Origin of the sequence: Paenibacillus sp. MCAF9, assembly GCF_052114265.1 — a bacterium.
Lineage (GTDB): Bacteria > Bacillota > Bacilli > Paenibacillales > Paenibacillaceae > Pristimantibacillus.
Genome location: NZ_JBFREL010000005.1, coordinates 390,821 through 404,982, shown reverse-complemented (window position 1 = coordinate 404,982; position 14,162 = coordinate 390,821). Strand labels below are relative to the sequence as shown.

At 42.4% G+C, this 14,162-nt stretch carries 13 protein-coding genes; 3 read left to right on the top strand and 10 right to left on the bottom strand.

The window, feature by feature from the left end; translation table 11 throughout:
• The first annotated feature begins 30 nt into the window (after positions 1-30).
• The gene (locus AB4Z45_RS12080) at positions 31-495 is read left to right on the top strand and encodes a MarR family winged helix-turn-helix transcriptional regulator (protein ID WP_441909495.1); all 465 of its coding nucleotides are present in this window, start codon (positions 31-33) and stop codon (positions 493-495) included.
• Between the two features lie 67 nt (positions 496-562).
• Here the strand turns inward: AB4Z45_RS12080 and AB4Z45_RS12075 are convergent, their stop codons facing one another.
• The 5 genes from AB4Z45_RS12075 to AB4Z45_RS12055 all read right to left on the bottom strand — a co-directional run bounded on the left by AB4Z45_RS12075 (position 563) and on the right by AB4Z45_RS12055 (position 6,411).
• On the bottom strand, positions 563-2,185 hold the full coding sequence (locus tag AB4Z45_RS12075) for an MDR family MFS transporter (protein WP_441885385.1): 1,623 nt from the start codon (positions 2,183-2,185) through the stop codon (positions 563-565).
• Between the two features lie 227 nt (positions 2,186-2,412).
• Positions 2,413-3,537, bottom strand: a complete 1,125-nt coding sequence (locus AB4Z45_RS12070; RefSeq protein ID WP_441909494.1) for an NADH-dependent flavin oxidoreductase — start codon at positions 3,535-3,537, stop codon at positions 2,413-2,415.
• Positions 3,538-3,690: 153 nt separating this feature from the next.
• The gene (locus AB4Z45_RS12065; protein WP_441909492.1) at positions 3,691-4,347 is read right to left on the bottom strand and encodes an SDR family NAD(P)-dependent oxidoreductase; all 657 of its coding nucleotides are present in this window, start codon (positions 4,345-4,347) and stop codon (positions 3,691-3,693) included.
• 115 nt (positions 4,348-4,462) lie between these two features.
• Positions 4,463-5,878: an MFS transporter gene (locus tag AB4Z45_RS12060; protein WP_441909490.1), complete on the bottom strand. Its 1,416-nt coding sequence runs from the start codon at positions 5,876-5,878 to the stop codon at positions 4,463-4,465.
• 80 nt (positions 5,879-5,958) lie between these two features.
• A complete protein-coding gene (locus tag AB4Z45_RS12055) occupies positions 5,959-6,411 on the bottom strand; it encodes a MarR family winged helix-turn-helix transcriptional regulator (protein ID WP_441909489.1) in 453 nt (150 codons plus the stop codon).
• 216 nt (positions 6,412-6,627) lie between these two features.
• On the opposite strand from AB4Z45_RS12055, the gene AB4Z45_RS12050 reads away from it, so the two are divergent.
• Together AB4Z45_RS12050 and mprF are read left to right on the top strand one after the other, a co-directional pair.
• A complete protein-coding gene (locus AB4Z45_RS12050) occupies positions 6,628-6,846 on the top strand; it encodes a hypothetical protein (protein WP_441885375.1) in 219 nt (72 codons plus the stop codon).
• 240 nt (positions 6,847-7,086) lie between these two features.
• Complete coding sequence (gene mprF, locus AB4Z45_RS12045) at positions 7,087-9,735, top strand: bifunctional lysylphosphatidylglycerol flippase/synthetase MprF (RefSeq protein ID WP_441909488.1); 2,649 nt, start codon at positions 7,087-7,089, stop codon at positions 9,733-9,735.
• 52 nt (positions 9,736-9,787) lie between these two features.
• Here mprF and AB4Z45_RS12040 read toward each other — a convergent pair whose 3' ends face one another.
• The 5 genes from AB4Z45_RS12040 to AB4Z45_RS12020 form a co-directional block, all read right to left on the bottom strand.
• Positions 9,788-10,567, bottom strand: a complete 780-nt coding sequence (locus tag AB4Z45_RS12040) for a squalene/phytoene synthase family protein (RefSeq protein ID WP_076270964.1) — start codon at positions 10,565-10,567, stop codon at positions 9,788-9,790.
• A gap of 375 nt (positions 10,568-10,942) precedes the next feature.
• Complete coding sequence (locus AB4Z45_RS12035; RefSeq protein ID WP_441909486.1) at positions 10,943-11,539, bottom strand: YdcF family protein; 597 nt, start codon at positions 11,537-11,539, stop codon at positions 10,943-10,945.
• Positions 11,540-11,582: 43 nt separating this feature from the next.
• A complete protein-coding gene (locus AB4Z45_RS12030) occupies positions 11,583-12,437 on the bottom strand; it encodes an AraC family transcriptional regulator (protein ID WP_441909485.1) in 855 nt (284 codons plus the stop codon).
• A 23-nt stretch (positions 12,438-12,460) separates the two neighbouring features.
• On the bottom strand, positions 12,461-13,267 hold the full coding sequence (locus tag AB4Z45_RS12025; RefSeq protein WP_441909483.1) for a sugar phosphate isomerase/epimerase family protein: 807 nt from the start codon (positions 13,265-13,267) through the stop codon (positions 12,461-12,463).
• A gap of 27 nt (positions 13,268-13,294) precedes the next feature.
• Positions 13,295-14,032 carry a phytanoyl-CoA dioxygenase family protein gene (locus AB4Z45_RS12020; protein WP_083682577.1) on the bottom strand — a complete coding sequence of 246 codons (738 nt, stop codon included), beginning with the start codon at positions 14,030-14,032 and terminating at the stop codon, positions 13,295-13,297.
• Between the last annotated feature and the right edge of the window lie 130 nt (positions 14,033-14,162).

Genomic DNA, 14,162 nt, shown 5'->3' with positions numbered 1-14,162 from the left:
TTATAAAATAAGTTCACCGAGGTGAATCCAATGTCCGCAGATAAATATGAGAATGTAACAGACTTAATCGATGTTTTCCAAAAGTTCGCTAAAGCCGACTGGCGGAAAAAAACGATGTGGGGCGGTCTTAAAGCGAGCGAAGTTCGTATGCTCGTTTGTGTGAAAAAAAGCAATGATAAAAGTTCAACAGGGACGACGGTTACAGAAATCAGTAAATTGCTGCAAGTCACCTCTCCAACCGTTACACAGATGCTTAATAGCTTAATTGCATCTGGCCATGTGGTTCGTACATCCGATAACACTGATCGAAGAATTACCGAAATAACGTTAACGGACACTGGCGAAGAAATTGCCCAAAAAGCAATAGACCGTTTTATCTCCATGTTCAAAGGCATGATCGATCATTTAGGCAAGGAGCAAAGTGATCAGCTTGTCGTCATGTTAAACCAAGTATTCGACTATTTGGACTCAGCCAAAATGAATGAAGACTTTTAATAAACAAAGGGATTTCGCTTCCTGCAAGCTGCAGGAAGCGAAATCCCTCCTATAGGAGCCGCTCTTATTAATTATTAAGAGCAGGCTCTTTTTTCAACTTTTCAGATGGCTCTACGCTAACTGCTTCTTTCTTGTCAGAAGAGCGAAGCGGAATTTCTTTCAAGAAGAACACGAGTACAAATGCGACGATCAGCAAGGACATACCGAACAAGAATACAACCGTCAAGGAGTCACTCAGTACCGAGCGAACCATCTCGATGATGTGTGTAAACAAAGGCTGAATTTGTTCCGGCAGCGTCGCATGAAGCTCTTTAAGCTTCGGTTGATCAAGCAGCATTTGCGGGTTAAGGAAACTAGACAGTTTCTCAGCTGTAGCCGCATCTACTTGACTTAAATCAGGTCCTTGACCTGCTGCGACAGCATCCTTCAGCTTACTGGTCAAAGTGGAGTTCATAACCGTACCCATAACTGCAATACCAATCGTACCGCCCAGGTTACGGAACAACGTAGCTGTAGCTGTAGCCACACCAAGCTGTGAAGGCTCTACTGCATTTTGAACGGTTAGTGTAAATACTGGCATTGAAATACCAAGTCCAATACCAAATACGATCATCGCAGCAACCGCAACGCCAACGTTAGTCATGAATGCCATCATAAGCATTCCCGCGACCATGAATGGCATACCGATGAGGGCGAATCGTTTGTATTTCCCTGATTTGGAAATCCAACGACCAGACATTGCACTTAGGAAGATCATGGCGATCGACATCGGCATATTTACAAAACCCGAGTTCGTTGGTGAAATACCAAGCACACCCTGTACGAAGAATGGCAGGTACATCATTGCGCCCATCATGCCGGCATTCATAAGGAAACCGACGGAGTTGGAGATCGTTACAATGCTGTTTTTAAACATCGACAAAGGCAATACAGGGCTTTTGGCTTGACGTTCTACAAGAATCAATAGAACTAACAACACTGCTGCAGAGGCGAACATGCCAATAATTTGTGGCGAGCCCCAGTCATATTTTGTACCTGCCCATGAGAAGCCGAGCAGCAATGCAATAAGCATCAGTGAAAGCAATAATGAACCCCAATAGTCAATGGATTCCGTTGTTTTACGCGCTGTTTTTGGAAACATGGACCAAATCATCCCAAATGCAATAATGCCAAGCGGTAGAAAAATCCAGAAAATCCACTTCCAAGCGATATGATCGACCATAAAGCCGCCTAATGTTGGTCCAATTACACTTGAGAAGCCGAATATGGCCATCATTAATCCAGTCCATTTCGCCCTTTCCCTAGGTGCGAACAAATCACCAACCGCCGTCACGGTTGCTGACATAAGAATACCGCCGCCTATACCTTGAATACCACGATAAGTGATGAGCTGGAATACCGTAGTTGATGTACCGCATAAGAAGGCTCCGATTATAAATAACACGATACCGACTAACAAAAACGGCTTCCTTCCGTAAATATCCGAAAGCTTTCCTACAAGTACAGTAGCAATCGTTGATGTGAGCATATAGATGGTAATAACCCATGTGTAATACTCGATGCCACCCAAGATGGCAATAATGCGCGGCATAGCCGTGCTTACGATTGTCTGATTAATAGCTGCGAAAAACATAGCTGCCATCAGTGCAATCATGATTGTTAACTTTTTCTTCTGACTCAATTGCTCCATATGCTCTGCACTCCTAAACATTTTTATTTATTATGGCCTATTGGCCGCCAAACTACTTCGCGAAATAGTTAGGTTGCCTACCTATTAGACAATGATACAATAACTTTAGTACTAAAACAACTGCCAATTCATTGTCGTGCTGGATACACTAAAAAAAGATTAAATCGATTAAAGACGCAAAAAAAAACAGGTCAAGAAATGCTTGACCTGTTTTCCTGTCATCTATATTAATCGCCTAGCGGGAACCAGCCTGGCGTATGAACAATTGCTTGCCAGAGCGGGGTAGGAACGACCAAACGATCCTGATCATCCTTGCTGAGCGTTGTTTTTATTTCCGATTCGCGGCCTTCTTGCACTTTCTCGACCCAATCCGGTTCAACAATAATTTCACGGCCAATCGCAACAAGTGGAATGCCGATATCTATTGCCTTTACAGCATCTTCTGGGGTATGAATAGAGCCAACGCCAATAATCGGAATTAAATGACCTACACGATCTTGTATCCATTGCATACGCGTTTTCGTTTCTTCAGCACCTCGTTTAGGCAATGACCAGAAATCCATTAACGATACATGAAGATAATCGAGGTCTTTGTTGCTTAGCTCGTCTAGAAGCCTAAATGTATCCGACATGGTAATACCAGGCGTAGTCGCCTCCTCAGGGGAGAAGCGGTAACCGACTAGGAAAGGTTTTTCCGCATAGGCAGCAACAACTCGCTTCACTTCATTAACGACGGCTAATGGGAAGCGCAATCTGTTCTCAATATTGCCTCCCCAACGGTCCTCACGTACATTGGAATGCGGAGAGAAAAATTGTTGGACAAGATAACCGTTTGCGCCATGAATTTCAACACCATCGAACCCCGCCTCAATTGCTCTTCTAGTCGTTTCTCCAAAGTCGCGAATAATCGATTCAATTTCCTCATCTAATAATGCTCTAGGTGTAACCCCAGCGTTCTGCTCCGAAGCTACAGCGCTCGCACTTACCACATCACCATTTGGGACGAGGTTAATTGGGCATTCTCTACCGCCATGAAAAATTTGAAGCACTGCTTTAGCGCCCTTTTCTTTAATTGTTGCTGCCAAGCGCTGTAGACTCGGAATCATGTCATCGCTGTCGCTTGCAAATTCGCCGTGAAATCCTTTTCCGTTTGGTGAAACGTAAACACAAGCTGTAATAACTAGGCCCACACCACCCGATCTGCGGCTATAATAGCTCAGCTCCGTTTCCGATACCGTTCCATCTTCGTTTGATGAGAAATTCGTCATTGGCGCCATAACGATCCGGTTTTTTAATTCAATACCGTTTTTAAAGGTCATTTGTTCAAACAATGGCAAATAAGTTGATTTCATTTATTTCATCTCTCCCGTTATCCTCAGTTTATCTAACTAACTGTAACTTTTTTGCATACTGTAATATTATTTCATACAGTTAGAGATGTCAAGCAGCAATAAAAAAGCATCCCAAACCATTAGGCTCAGGCATGCTTTTTCTACTCTTCCCCATTAGTCTTGCTTATATAAATACTCGACTTCACTTCTATTGATGTATAAATTCCAAAATTGATCCGCAATTTCATCTGGATCATAGAAACTTCCTTTGGCAACAAAACCAGCAATTGTTACTGTGCCGACATAAATGCCATGCGGTTGTAGCTCTTGTGAAAGTGTGAAGGCCAGAGAGCGAATTCCCGCTTTACCAATCGACAATGACGACAATTCAGCAGCAGGTGCCAGCGCCAATCCGCCGCCAGTAAACAGTATTGCCCCTTTCTTATGCTCAATCATATTAGGAATGACTTGATTCGCGCTTGTTAACGCCCCAACAACATTTACTTTAAATTCCTCAAGCAGCTGCGTTTCGGTTAATTTTGTTGGTGTAGCCTTAGATATGACAGCCGCATTATAAACCAGAACATCAGGGGAACCATAAAGCTGCTTAATTTGTTCAAATGCAGAAGTTAATGATATTGAATCGGCTGCATCAGCCTTAATGCTGTAGGCTTCAATCTTGCTATCATTAAGCTCCTTCGTATAAGTTTCCAGAGCATCCTCGTTCCTTGCTGCAAGCACAACACGAAATCCTTCGTTACCGAATTTCCTTGCAACACCCGCACTTACACCCGGTCCAGCCCCGACAATTACGACTAAAGGTTTGCTCATCTCACTCTCTCCTTCTAGTTAAATCATATAATTTCCAGTTTATTACACTTGTAGGCAGAGTCAAATTTTATCATTTTTCGCATCATTCATCTAATTCAAATATTTTATATCCTTATTATGAAATCGCTCTTGAAGATGATTTGCTCTTTTCAAGCTTTGTCTGCAAAGCTGCTTGATCACGCGATGGTCTGAATAGCAAATAATACAAGCCAACAATGATTGCAGCCAAGATTGCTAAGGAAAAGAAAATATTGCTATATAGGTATGCCCCGTTATGAATGGCAAATGGGTTAAAATGGACTGCCGTTTGCTTCAAATCCAGCATCTTGCCGATAATGCTTGTGGTCATCGCTCCCGAGATAAAGTTAAGCAAGGACATGAGTCCCATCCCAACTCCAATTTGCTCCTTGGCAAGCGTTCTTGATATCGTGTTCGACATCGCAATTTGCATAAAGGTTTGACCTATATTGCCGAATATTAACAAAAACACGATTAGATATGGCGATAATCCAACAAACACTGATAACAAAATAAAACAAGTAAAGCTTAATGAAATCGCAAGGTATACTAAAAACGAGTTGCCTTTCTCATCTGCAAGCCTGCCACCGCGACGCCCCATCAAAGCAGAGGTAATAGCTGCAGGAAACATAACAAAGCCGATAATGGCAGGGGACAACTGATTAAGTCCCGCCAAAAACTGTGGGGTAACAAAAGGCATGCTAAAGCTTAACGATGTAGCTAGAAAGGTCATGATTAAGCCAAACGTATATTTCTTATTGCTGAACAGCTTGGGCTGGATAAACGGCTCAGACGCTGTTCGAATGCGCACAATAAATAAAACGAGCGTTACAGCACCGCCTAGAGCAATAAACCAACTACCAACTGAAATGGACATCAGTAATAATGCGACGGAGCCTCCAAGCAGAATGCCGCCCAAATAGTCAATTTTTTGAGCTTTTCCTCTATCGTTGTCTAAATATTTTCTAAAGAACGGAAGTGCAATCAGCGGAATGACTGATATTAAAAATAGAAATCTCCAGTTGATGAAGCTTGTAACGATTCCGGCAACAATAGGCGCGAGTGCGGTTCCAAGAGCAAGACCCGCAGCAACCGTACCTAACGCCCTACCACGCTTCTCAGGAGAGAAATAGCGTACAGGGACAATCATCGCTGTAGCTGGGATAACGGCTGCCCCGCTTGCTTGCAGCACCCTCCCAAGCACGATCATCCAATATTCAGAAGCGAGCAAACCTACAATCGATCCAAGTGCAAAGATAATTAATCCGAAGGTCAATAGATCCTTAAGCCGATATTTGTCCGCGAGCTTTCCGTATGTAACGGAGCCTACTGCAAAAACAATCATATACCCCGTAATCAGCCAGCTCACCTGTGAGGCGGTAATGCCAAATTCCTTGCTGATGACAGGCATAACAACATTAAACATTGAAGCATTCATAATGGAGAAGACTAATGTAAAAGCTAATATAGGCAGCAGCTTCTCGCCTATTTTTTGTTTATCTGCAGCTTCCATATCCCGTAACGTCCTTTCCTGTTTTAGACTACATTTAGTTTGAATTCAAACTATATGTCCGAATATAACAAGCGTATCGCTTACTCATACGCTTTAATGATTTTTCTGAGTAAAACATGCAGATGTGCCGCTTCTTCCTTGGTTAGCAAATGGTCCGATTTCTCTTTCGCTTGTGCAACAGCATTTGAAGCTTTCAAGGACATTTCTACCCCTTGCTCGGTTAAATAAATTCTTTTCATTCTTGCATCCGAGTCATGCGCACGCCTTACAACCCAGCCTCTCTTCACCATCCCGTTGATCAAGCTGGTTACACTCGATTTGTCTATAAATAGCAGCTTCTCCAAGTCGGCGTTCATCACGCCTGGTTTCATAGCGAGCAAATGAAGCGACTGTGATTGCTGAGGAGTGAGGCCGAGCGGCCGAAGCGAAGTTTCAATCTCGCGCCGAATATTCGTAAATGCCAGCTTTATAAGCAATGTACTGCTGTCCTCTTGCTCCCAAGGAAAACGTGTAATGTGATTGTCTTCTCCCATTCAGAGCACCGCCTAAACTAGTTTGAATTCAAACTAATAATAAGGATGTAAGATTGCTTTGTCAACGAAAAATAACTGGACCGCGCTCGTTAATCTCCTTTTACTCGTCTATAACTTCAATTTTCTTGTTTCATTTCATATAAAAAAGGTTATAAACAATAGAATTAACCGCATATAATCAAATAGCTTGTTTCACATTACAAGGAGGATTCAATCATGGACTATATTATTAACAAAACATTTAAAAACGTGGATGTATACTTTGACGGCTCACATTATATTGGCTGCTCATTTATAGACTGCACGATTCATATAACATCACTTCGTTTTAATTATGATCGTTGCACGTTCTCTGGTTCAAAATTCAAGCTCAGCCCTAAAATGCTTATGCTGAAAAACGTTTATTCATTATTGCCTTCATCTATAACTGGATAAACGAATGTACAAGCCTAAACCTAATGTCCAGCTTCAGGGAAACTAAAGTTTAAAAACTTTAAAGCCTCTGAGCGCTGGGCATTTTCTTTTCCCCCCTAAAAAAGATGTTCCACGGCGTTCACATTTCGATTTAATTTCCTAATTGAGGAAACATTAATGAGTAAGTAGGCTATACTTTATGTGTCCCACATGGCAAAATAATGAATAGCAAGGGACAAACCATACATAAGGGGAATATTAATGAAATGGATTCGCGAGATAGCTTACAAGCTGCATCTAATTAAGCTTGTATCCATCCTATACCGTGCAAGAGTACTGCGTTTTCTACTGCCAGTTGCTATTATCGCCTTTGTTTACTTCGAAGGAAAAAAACAGTTCCGTGAGATCCACTGGGGAAGAATGATCCATGAGTTTCATCACATGCACCCCTTTACGATTTTTCTTTTGCTCAGCTTCTCCATGCTCGCTGTCTCTGTCATGAGTACGTATGACTTGTTGATTCGCAAGCATTTTCATTTAAAGATTGGGATTTGGGATACGATTCGTTATGGATGGATTGCAAACACCTCAAACAATTTGATTGGTTTTGCAGGTCTTACAGGAGCAGGGCTGCGATCAATTTTATATCGAAATCGAGAAGTTCCCATTGGCAGTATTGCTGCTTCTGTTGCCTTTCTTTCGACGATAACTTTCACAGGGCTATCGCTGCTAGCATGGCTGTGTATTATCGGCATTTTCCCTGTTCACGCATTGCTGAATGCTCATCCATGGCTCACCTATGCGATGTGGGCAATCGCACTGTATTTACCGCTATTCGTGCTGCTTCAAAGAACTTCACTTTTCTCCAAATGGATTAATCGGAATCGAGGACAATTGACTTGGCGCATTATGACCGCTTCCGTTGGTTCTTCCTTTTTGGAATGGTTTTTTGCTGGTATGACCTTCTGGCTTATTGGAGCAACATTTATTCCAGAACTTACATTTACAAATGCGCTTGGAATTTATACGTTAGCAGCAATAGCCGGCATTATAAGCATGGCGCCTGGCGGTATCGGTGGTTTTGATTTAACGGCTATATTAGGCTTACAGCTGCTCGGCTTTCCACCTGATAAATGCGCGGTCATCCTTGTTCTGTTTAGAATTTTGTATTATTTTGTGCCTTGGTTAATCGGCCTTATGATGGCAGCATTCGAGTTTCCTATGAACCGGAAACGAACGGAGCAGTCTGATAGCGGCATCATGGATCGAGCATTAAATATTTGGCAAAGCGTTTGGCGCTGGCCGGGACAATTTGCATTTATCGGCGAGGTTGGGGCATGGTCACTCGGTAAGCTTGTATTTGCGAGTGGGGTCATATTGCTGCTGTCCGCAGCGACACCCGCTTTACTTTACAGGATACATTTTACGGAAGAATTGGTTTCGTTTCAGATTATGAGGCTGTCCCATCAATTAAGCATTGTCATTGGCATTATGCTGATCATGCTGTCTCGCGGTATTTCACTTCGAGTGAAGCGAGCCTATTATTGGACACTCTTCCTGCTTTGTGCCGGTTCCTTCTTCGCACTTGCCAAAGCGTTTGATTACGAGGAAGCTATATTTCTACTCATTGTCGCGTTGCTGTTATGGATTTCAAGACATCGATTTTATCGTCTGGCTATACCCGTAGGGATTTATAATGTGCTGGGCTGGGGGCTTGTTACACTCTTAATCACCTATGGTTATTACCTCATCGCTTCCCATTCGTATCCGGCATTTCTCAAATATCTGCCAAGAAAGGCTCACACCACATGGCTGATAGATCCAAGCCAGCATACGATAGCTGCGATATTTGGTCTCTTGGTTGCTTGGCTCTTCCTATCCTTGCTTTATATGTTTCGTCCTACGCCGCTCGCCGTTTTAGAAACAGCCGAGGATGAGCAGTTGAAATTAAAAGCTTTTCTTGAAAAGGAACAAGGAAATTTATTGACGCATATGCTCTTTACCGGTGACAAGAGCTTCTTCTGGGCGATGAAGGATCAAGTGTTAATACCCTATGCGAAAATTCGAAATAAACTTGTTGTGCTCGGTGATCCTTTAGGTCCCAAAAGCATGATTAGCGAAGCGATTCAACAGTTTCAGCAATTTGCCGATCAGTTTGCGGTAGAGGTCGTATTTTATCAAACGACACCTGACTATTTACCGTTTTATCACGAAAACGGCTATCGCTTTTTTAAACTGGGTGAGGAAGCATTGGTTCATCTGGACAATTTCACGCTAGTCGGAAAACAAAATGCCAGTCTTCGGGCGGTTAAAAACCGCTTTGAACGTGAAAATTTTCAATTTGAAATCGTACATCCGCCTCATGATAAGCAGTTGTTAAAGAAACTGTCGTTCATCTCTGACCAATGGCTGGATGGAAAACATGAGAAGGGTTATTCTCTCGGATGGTTTGATGAAGATTATTTGCAGCTCGCGCCCATTGCGCTATTAAAAAATTCAGATGATCAAATTATTGCTTTCGCTTCTTTGACGCCTGCCTATGACGGTACGACCTTATCTGTAGATTTAATGCGCTATTTAAAATCCACCCCAAATGGAACGATGGATCAATTGTTTATTTGCCTTATGGAGTGGGCAAAAACAGAAGGATATGCGCAATTTAATTTGGGGATGGCTCCACTTTCGAGTGTTGGCCAGAGCCAAAACGCAATAAAAGAAGAGAAGCTGGCACGCATTCTTTTCGAGTATGGCGGAAGCTGGTATGGCTTTGTTGGCCTCCGGCGATACAAAGACAAGTTCTCACCTCATTGGGAGCCGCGCTATTTGGCGTATCCTTCGACAGTATCATTACCGCTCTTGCTAGTCGAGCTGGTACGGTTAATCTCACGGCACCCGAATAAAAACAAATAAAAGCAAAGCCCATGGAATCCCATGGGCTTTGCTTTTATTTATAGAACAAGTTCTAATTAATGCTGCCTACAAGTTTCATAACGGCGTCTCGCGTTAATTTGTTACCGCCAACTGCAATGAGGTTAATGGTTGCATGTGCCAGCGTCAGCGGAATTTTGCAAAACTCTAGAGCAGGACCGCCTTTTAAATCAGATATATACGAATCCGCCAACTTCAGGTTGCGGCGCGTGTACTTAATCATTTCTTTCTGTCCCCAGCCTTCAGGGAAAAAGTCTACGCCACGTTCAAGATCCTCTGTGCGATTACGCAGAATATTTACGGCTTGTAAGCCTCTTCCGAAAGCAACTGCTTTGATTCGGTCTGATTTCGTGCCATCGTGCCAAAACCATATGTCAGACAACATTTCCCCTACCATACCGGCAACACTATAAGTATAATTATCCAGATCCTCTTCTGTTCGGATATCCCAGCCTTCATGAACCCAATCAGCCATCTGCTTGGCCATTGTCGCTGTATGGTTATAAACAACATTCGTAACCGTCGGAGGACATAAAAGCGCCCATTCATGAATTCTCATCGTAACTTCCGGCAGTGTTTCTGCATAAGGAGAAAGGAGTTTTTGCGATTCATTAATCACATCATCGGAACTAAACGCATCATGAATGCCAAGCAATAATTCTGCTTTCACCTCATCTGCTAGCGTCTCATGATCCTCAATTTCATCAATTGCTCTCATACACAAATAAGCGGATGCAACTGCATCCTTTAAACCTGACTTCAACCTGCTGATGGGAATATAAAAAGTACGACTTGTTTGCTTTAACATGATCATCGCATCATTCAAAATAAAAACTCCTTCATTATGGCAGCTTTACTTTTAACTTGTTTTAATCGTTAATATTATAATACCATACATGGATTTAGATGTGCACCGCAACTGTGATTTCCTGCGTTTATCCTTCTTGATTTAGGAAGAACCTGTAATCGTATCCTTAATATCGGAGGCTTTTGGCATAATTATTCAGTTAGGATAACACATTTCCCTCTCCTTTCATTTAAACGCAGCCTTACTTCCTGAAACGATACCCTTAATAAAATACAAAATCCCGAATGTTAAACTCATCCTATTGAGTGTTTAACTTTCGGGCTGCAAAAAAGATGAGCTGTGAAACAGCAGTTTATTTATCATAAGTGACTTCTTATATTCTTACTCTAAAAATAACATTTTCAGCTGATAACCTGTTAAGAAGAACGTTTCTCTTAAAAGAAAAGGAAGCTTAGTACCCAAACTCTTGTAGGCTGAAGTCTGAGTTGGTGAAGAGTAAGCATCCATCCCTAAGTGTCTAGTCATAACAAGAGCACGCTTCATATGCAAAGGATCGCTGACGATGGTAAAGGTATTGATTTGTTGTTGTCGTGCTATCGCATAGGAATTAGCTAAATTTTGTTCCGTGATTTTTGAATGCTCTTCAAGAACAATATTCTCCCCCGGCACCTTATACTGCATAACATATCGTTTTGATACTTCCGCTTCAGACAAGGAATCTCCCTTACCCGTGCCTCCAGTTACGATAATTTTCTTTATGTATCCATTGTTATAAAGCCAAATGGCATGATTTAATCTGTTCTCTAGAACTGTCGACGGTTTATCGTCCCAGACTGCTGCCCCAAGCACAATTGCGGCATCTGTGTGAATGAGCTCATTCACCTTTGCAAACGAAATAATGCTCCATACTGCATAGAGAATATAAACAAAACATAAAAGCACAGCAATTGCTGTGCCTTGTATAAGTCTCCTTCTCACTGCTGTACCCTCCTAACATGGCATATAGGTTTATACGTCACATTTATGGCCGAATATATTTTTTCCGAAACTCTCGAGGTGATTTCTCATACTTTTTTTTAAACGCTCGTTCAAAGTTAGGCAATGTATTAAAGCCTGCGGCATAACACACTTCCGTTATCGGCAATATTGAACTACTGAGCAATGCAGAGGCGAACTGAAGCCTTTTTCCTTGTAGATGCTCTTGAAATGATGTACCTGTATGCTTTTTGAAGCATTCACTAAAATAATTGGCTGATATTCCAGCATATCTCGCTATTTCATCTAATGAAAGCGGCTCTCGAAAATGGTGTTGAATAAAGATGATCGACTTTCTAATGGAAGAAGGGATTGTGCTAATGGCTACATAGTCGTCAAGCAATCGCTGATGCCCGTTATTTCTATAGAGATGGATGAGTATTCTCTCGAAACTTCCCTGCACCAGCATGCTGCTGCCTAGCTGCCACATCTGTGATTCATTCCAAATCCGAGTAAATTCCATTTCAATTTCACTAGCACTCTCGTCATGAAAAGTATGCAAATGGAGCGATACCTGTTCAAATAACATTTCTGTCAGCTCTGGGCGGATAAATGATTCATCAAAAATAAGATTAAACAAATGAATCGTTTGTCCTTCATCTGGGATGATCTCATGGAAATCTGCCGTTGTCAGCAGAAAAGTCATTCCTTTCTCTAAAGGAAAAGGCTCTCCGTTTATAACATGAGTTCCTGTACCAGACACAACAAAACCCATTTCAAAAAAATCATGCCAATGGGCAGCAATTTTGTTATCGATCACATGTTTGAAAATCTTATAGGGGGATGACAAGGTCAAAAAGTTTTTACCAAGCAATCTCTCAGGTGTTAATTCATACTTCATGACGATTTCCCCCTATCAGACTTTTATTGGTCAAACCATTCAGCATATTTGGCAGTCATATAATCGGTCATCCATTGATTTACTTCTATTAAATCAACAATAGGCTTATTGGTAAAGGGCACCGTCGGCATATAATTCGGTGGACCAAACTCTGCTGTAAATGTTGTCGAAGCTCTTTCCTTCGCAGCTTGCTTCATAAAAATCCGCTGCCACCAGCCTGTAAATAAAACAAGCTCCGATGCGTATTCAGGCGCGCCAGGATGTGGTACTTGAGGTCCCTGTGGAAATCCAACACGGCCATGAACATGTATGCTGCGATCAATAGCAAGAGTAAGCTCATCCGCATGATTATCCAGATGCGACTCACATACGTTCACCCAATGGCTGAAGTCTGCAGTGATGCGCAATTCAGGAAAACGCTTCAGCAATCTTGCAGTCGTCCATGGTGTAAACATCGCTCGGCTGCGATGGGTTTCATGCCCGACCTGAAGGCCAGACCTCTGTTCAATTGTAAGTGCTCCTTCAAAAAAACGATCCTGCTCAGCTTCTGACATGCTGTCTCTAGCGCTTTGCGAGTTAATAAACAGCGGATTAAAATCCGTTGCTCGCATGACTTGTTTCTCGAAGCTATCAAGATGGTCATCATGTGTACTTACCTGCGCGATGAAGGCCAGCTTATTTGTTTCCAATGCCGCTTTAAAGGACTTTTCTTCAGAGGCAGGCGGCAGCGGCGCTTCTATGCCAAAGTAACCTGCTTCTGCTGCATATGTCAAAAGCTCCTCATAGCTTCCCTGCATTCCCCACAACGCTTTTATTCGTCTCAATTCCAATACCTGTCCCCCCTTTTGTTAAGCCTATTATACATTGACAAAAGGATTGCCGGCTAAATCTTTTCCACGCGCTAGCCAGATTTTATGGCCACGGTTCTTTTCAGTATAGACTTGCGCATCCGTTGAGAAATAACGCATTGTATAACCACAGCGGCGGAATTCACTTTTGTTAGGAGCTGCACCATGTATGATGCGAGAATCATGGACAGAGCACTCGCCTGGCTCAAGCTCGAAATAAACGGCCTTTGACTCATCCTTATTGCGAATTTCTGTATCAAAAATGTTATCATTGCCATCTACCTGCTCGTACTCCGAGAAACCATTGTTATGCGTTCCCGGAATGACGCGCATACAGCCATTTTCCTTAGAGCTGCGGTCTATAGCCAGCCATACGGTCACAATGTTATCAAATCGGCTAAGTCGTCCGTTCCAATATGCGGAGTCTTCATGCCATGGCGTTTGCTTGCCAATAAGCGGCTCTTTGCAGATGAAATGACTAGACCACAAGCCAATGTTAGGACCAATTAAAGGCTCTACCAGATCAAGCACTTCATCGCTTAATAGAAACTTAAGTAGACGCTCATCACGGAAATGCGGGGTATCCAGCTCGCTGTTCAGCTTCCGGCCCACAAGCTCCCATTGCTCCTCAAAAATATTAGTCAGCTCCGTCATCTTATCTGCGCTAAACAACTGTTTCTTATGCAGCGCGTAACCATTTTCCTTATAAAATTGCACTTCTTGCTCCGTCAATGTAGATATCGACATCCATATCGCCTCCAATAAAAGTGGTGTACTGCTATGAAACGATCATAACGGAGCAGGAGCAAACTTACTTCTTATCCCATCGGCAAAAGTATGCATATCTTCGGATCCAACTGCTCACTTATCTAGAAAA

What these genes read in the sequence shown, in the direction of transcription:
- AB4Z45_RS12060 (WP_441909490.1), bottom strand. Translation starts at nt 5,878, where the DNA reads ATGGAAGCTGCAGATAAACAAAAAATAGGCGAGAAGCTGCTGCCTATA.
- AB4Z45_RS12050 (WP_441885375.1), top strand. Translation starts at nt 6,628, where the DNA reads ATGGACTATATTATTAACAAAACATTTAAAAACGTGGATGTATACTTT.
- AB4Z45_RS12055 (WP_441909489.1), bottom strand. Translation starts at nt 6,411, where the DNA reads ATGGGAGAAGACAATCACATTACACGTTTTCCTTGGGAGCAAGAGGAC.
- AB4Z45_RS12080 (WP_441909495.1), top strand. Translation starts at nt 31, where the DNA reads ATGTCCGCAGATAAATATGAGAATGTAACAGACTTAATCGATGTTTTC.
- AB4Z45_RS12040 (WP_076270964.1), bottom strand. Translation starts at nt 10,567, where the DNA reads ATGATCATGTTAAAGCAAACAAGTCGTACTTTTTATATTCCCATCAGC.
- AB4Z45_RS12020 (WP_083682577.1), bottom strand. Translation starts at nt 14,032, where the DNA reads ATGTCGATATCTACATTGACGGAGCAAGAAGTGCAATTTTATAAGGAA.
- AB4Z45_RS12075 (WP_441885385.1), bottom strand. Translation starts at nt 2,185, where the DNA reads ATGGAGCAATTGAGTCAGAAGAAAAAGTTAACAATCATGATTGCACTG.
- AB4Z45_RS12065 (WP_441909492.1), bottom strand. Translation starts at nt 4,347, where the DNA reads ATGAGCAAACCTTTAGTCGTAATTGTCGGGGCTGGACCGGGTGTAAGT.
- AB4Z45_RS12030 (WP_441909485.1), bottom strand. Translation starts at nt 12,437, where the DNA reads ATGAAGTATGAATTAACACCTGAGAGATTGCTTGGTAAAAACTTTTTG.
- mprF (WP_441909488.1), top strand. Translation starts at nt 7,087, where the DNA reads ATGAAATGGATTCGCGAGATAGCTTACAAGCTGCATCTAATTAAGCTT.
- AB4Z45_RS12070 (WP_441909494.1), bottom strand. Translation starts at nt 3,537, where the DNA reads ATGAAATCAACTTATTTGCCATTGTTTGAACAAATGACCTTTAAAAAC.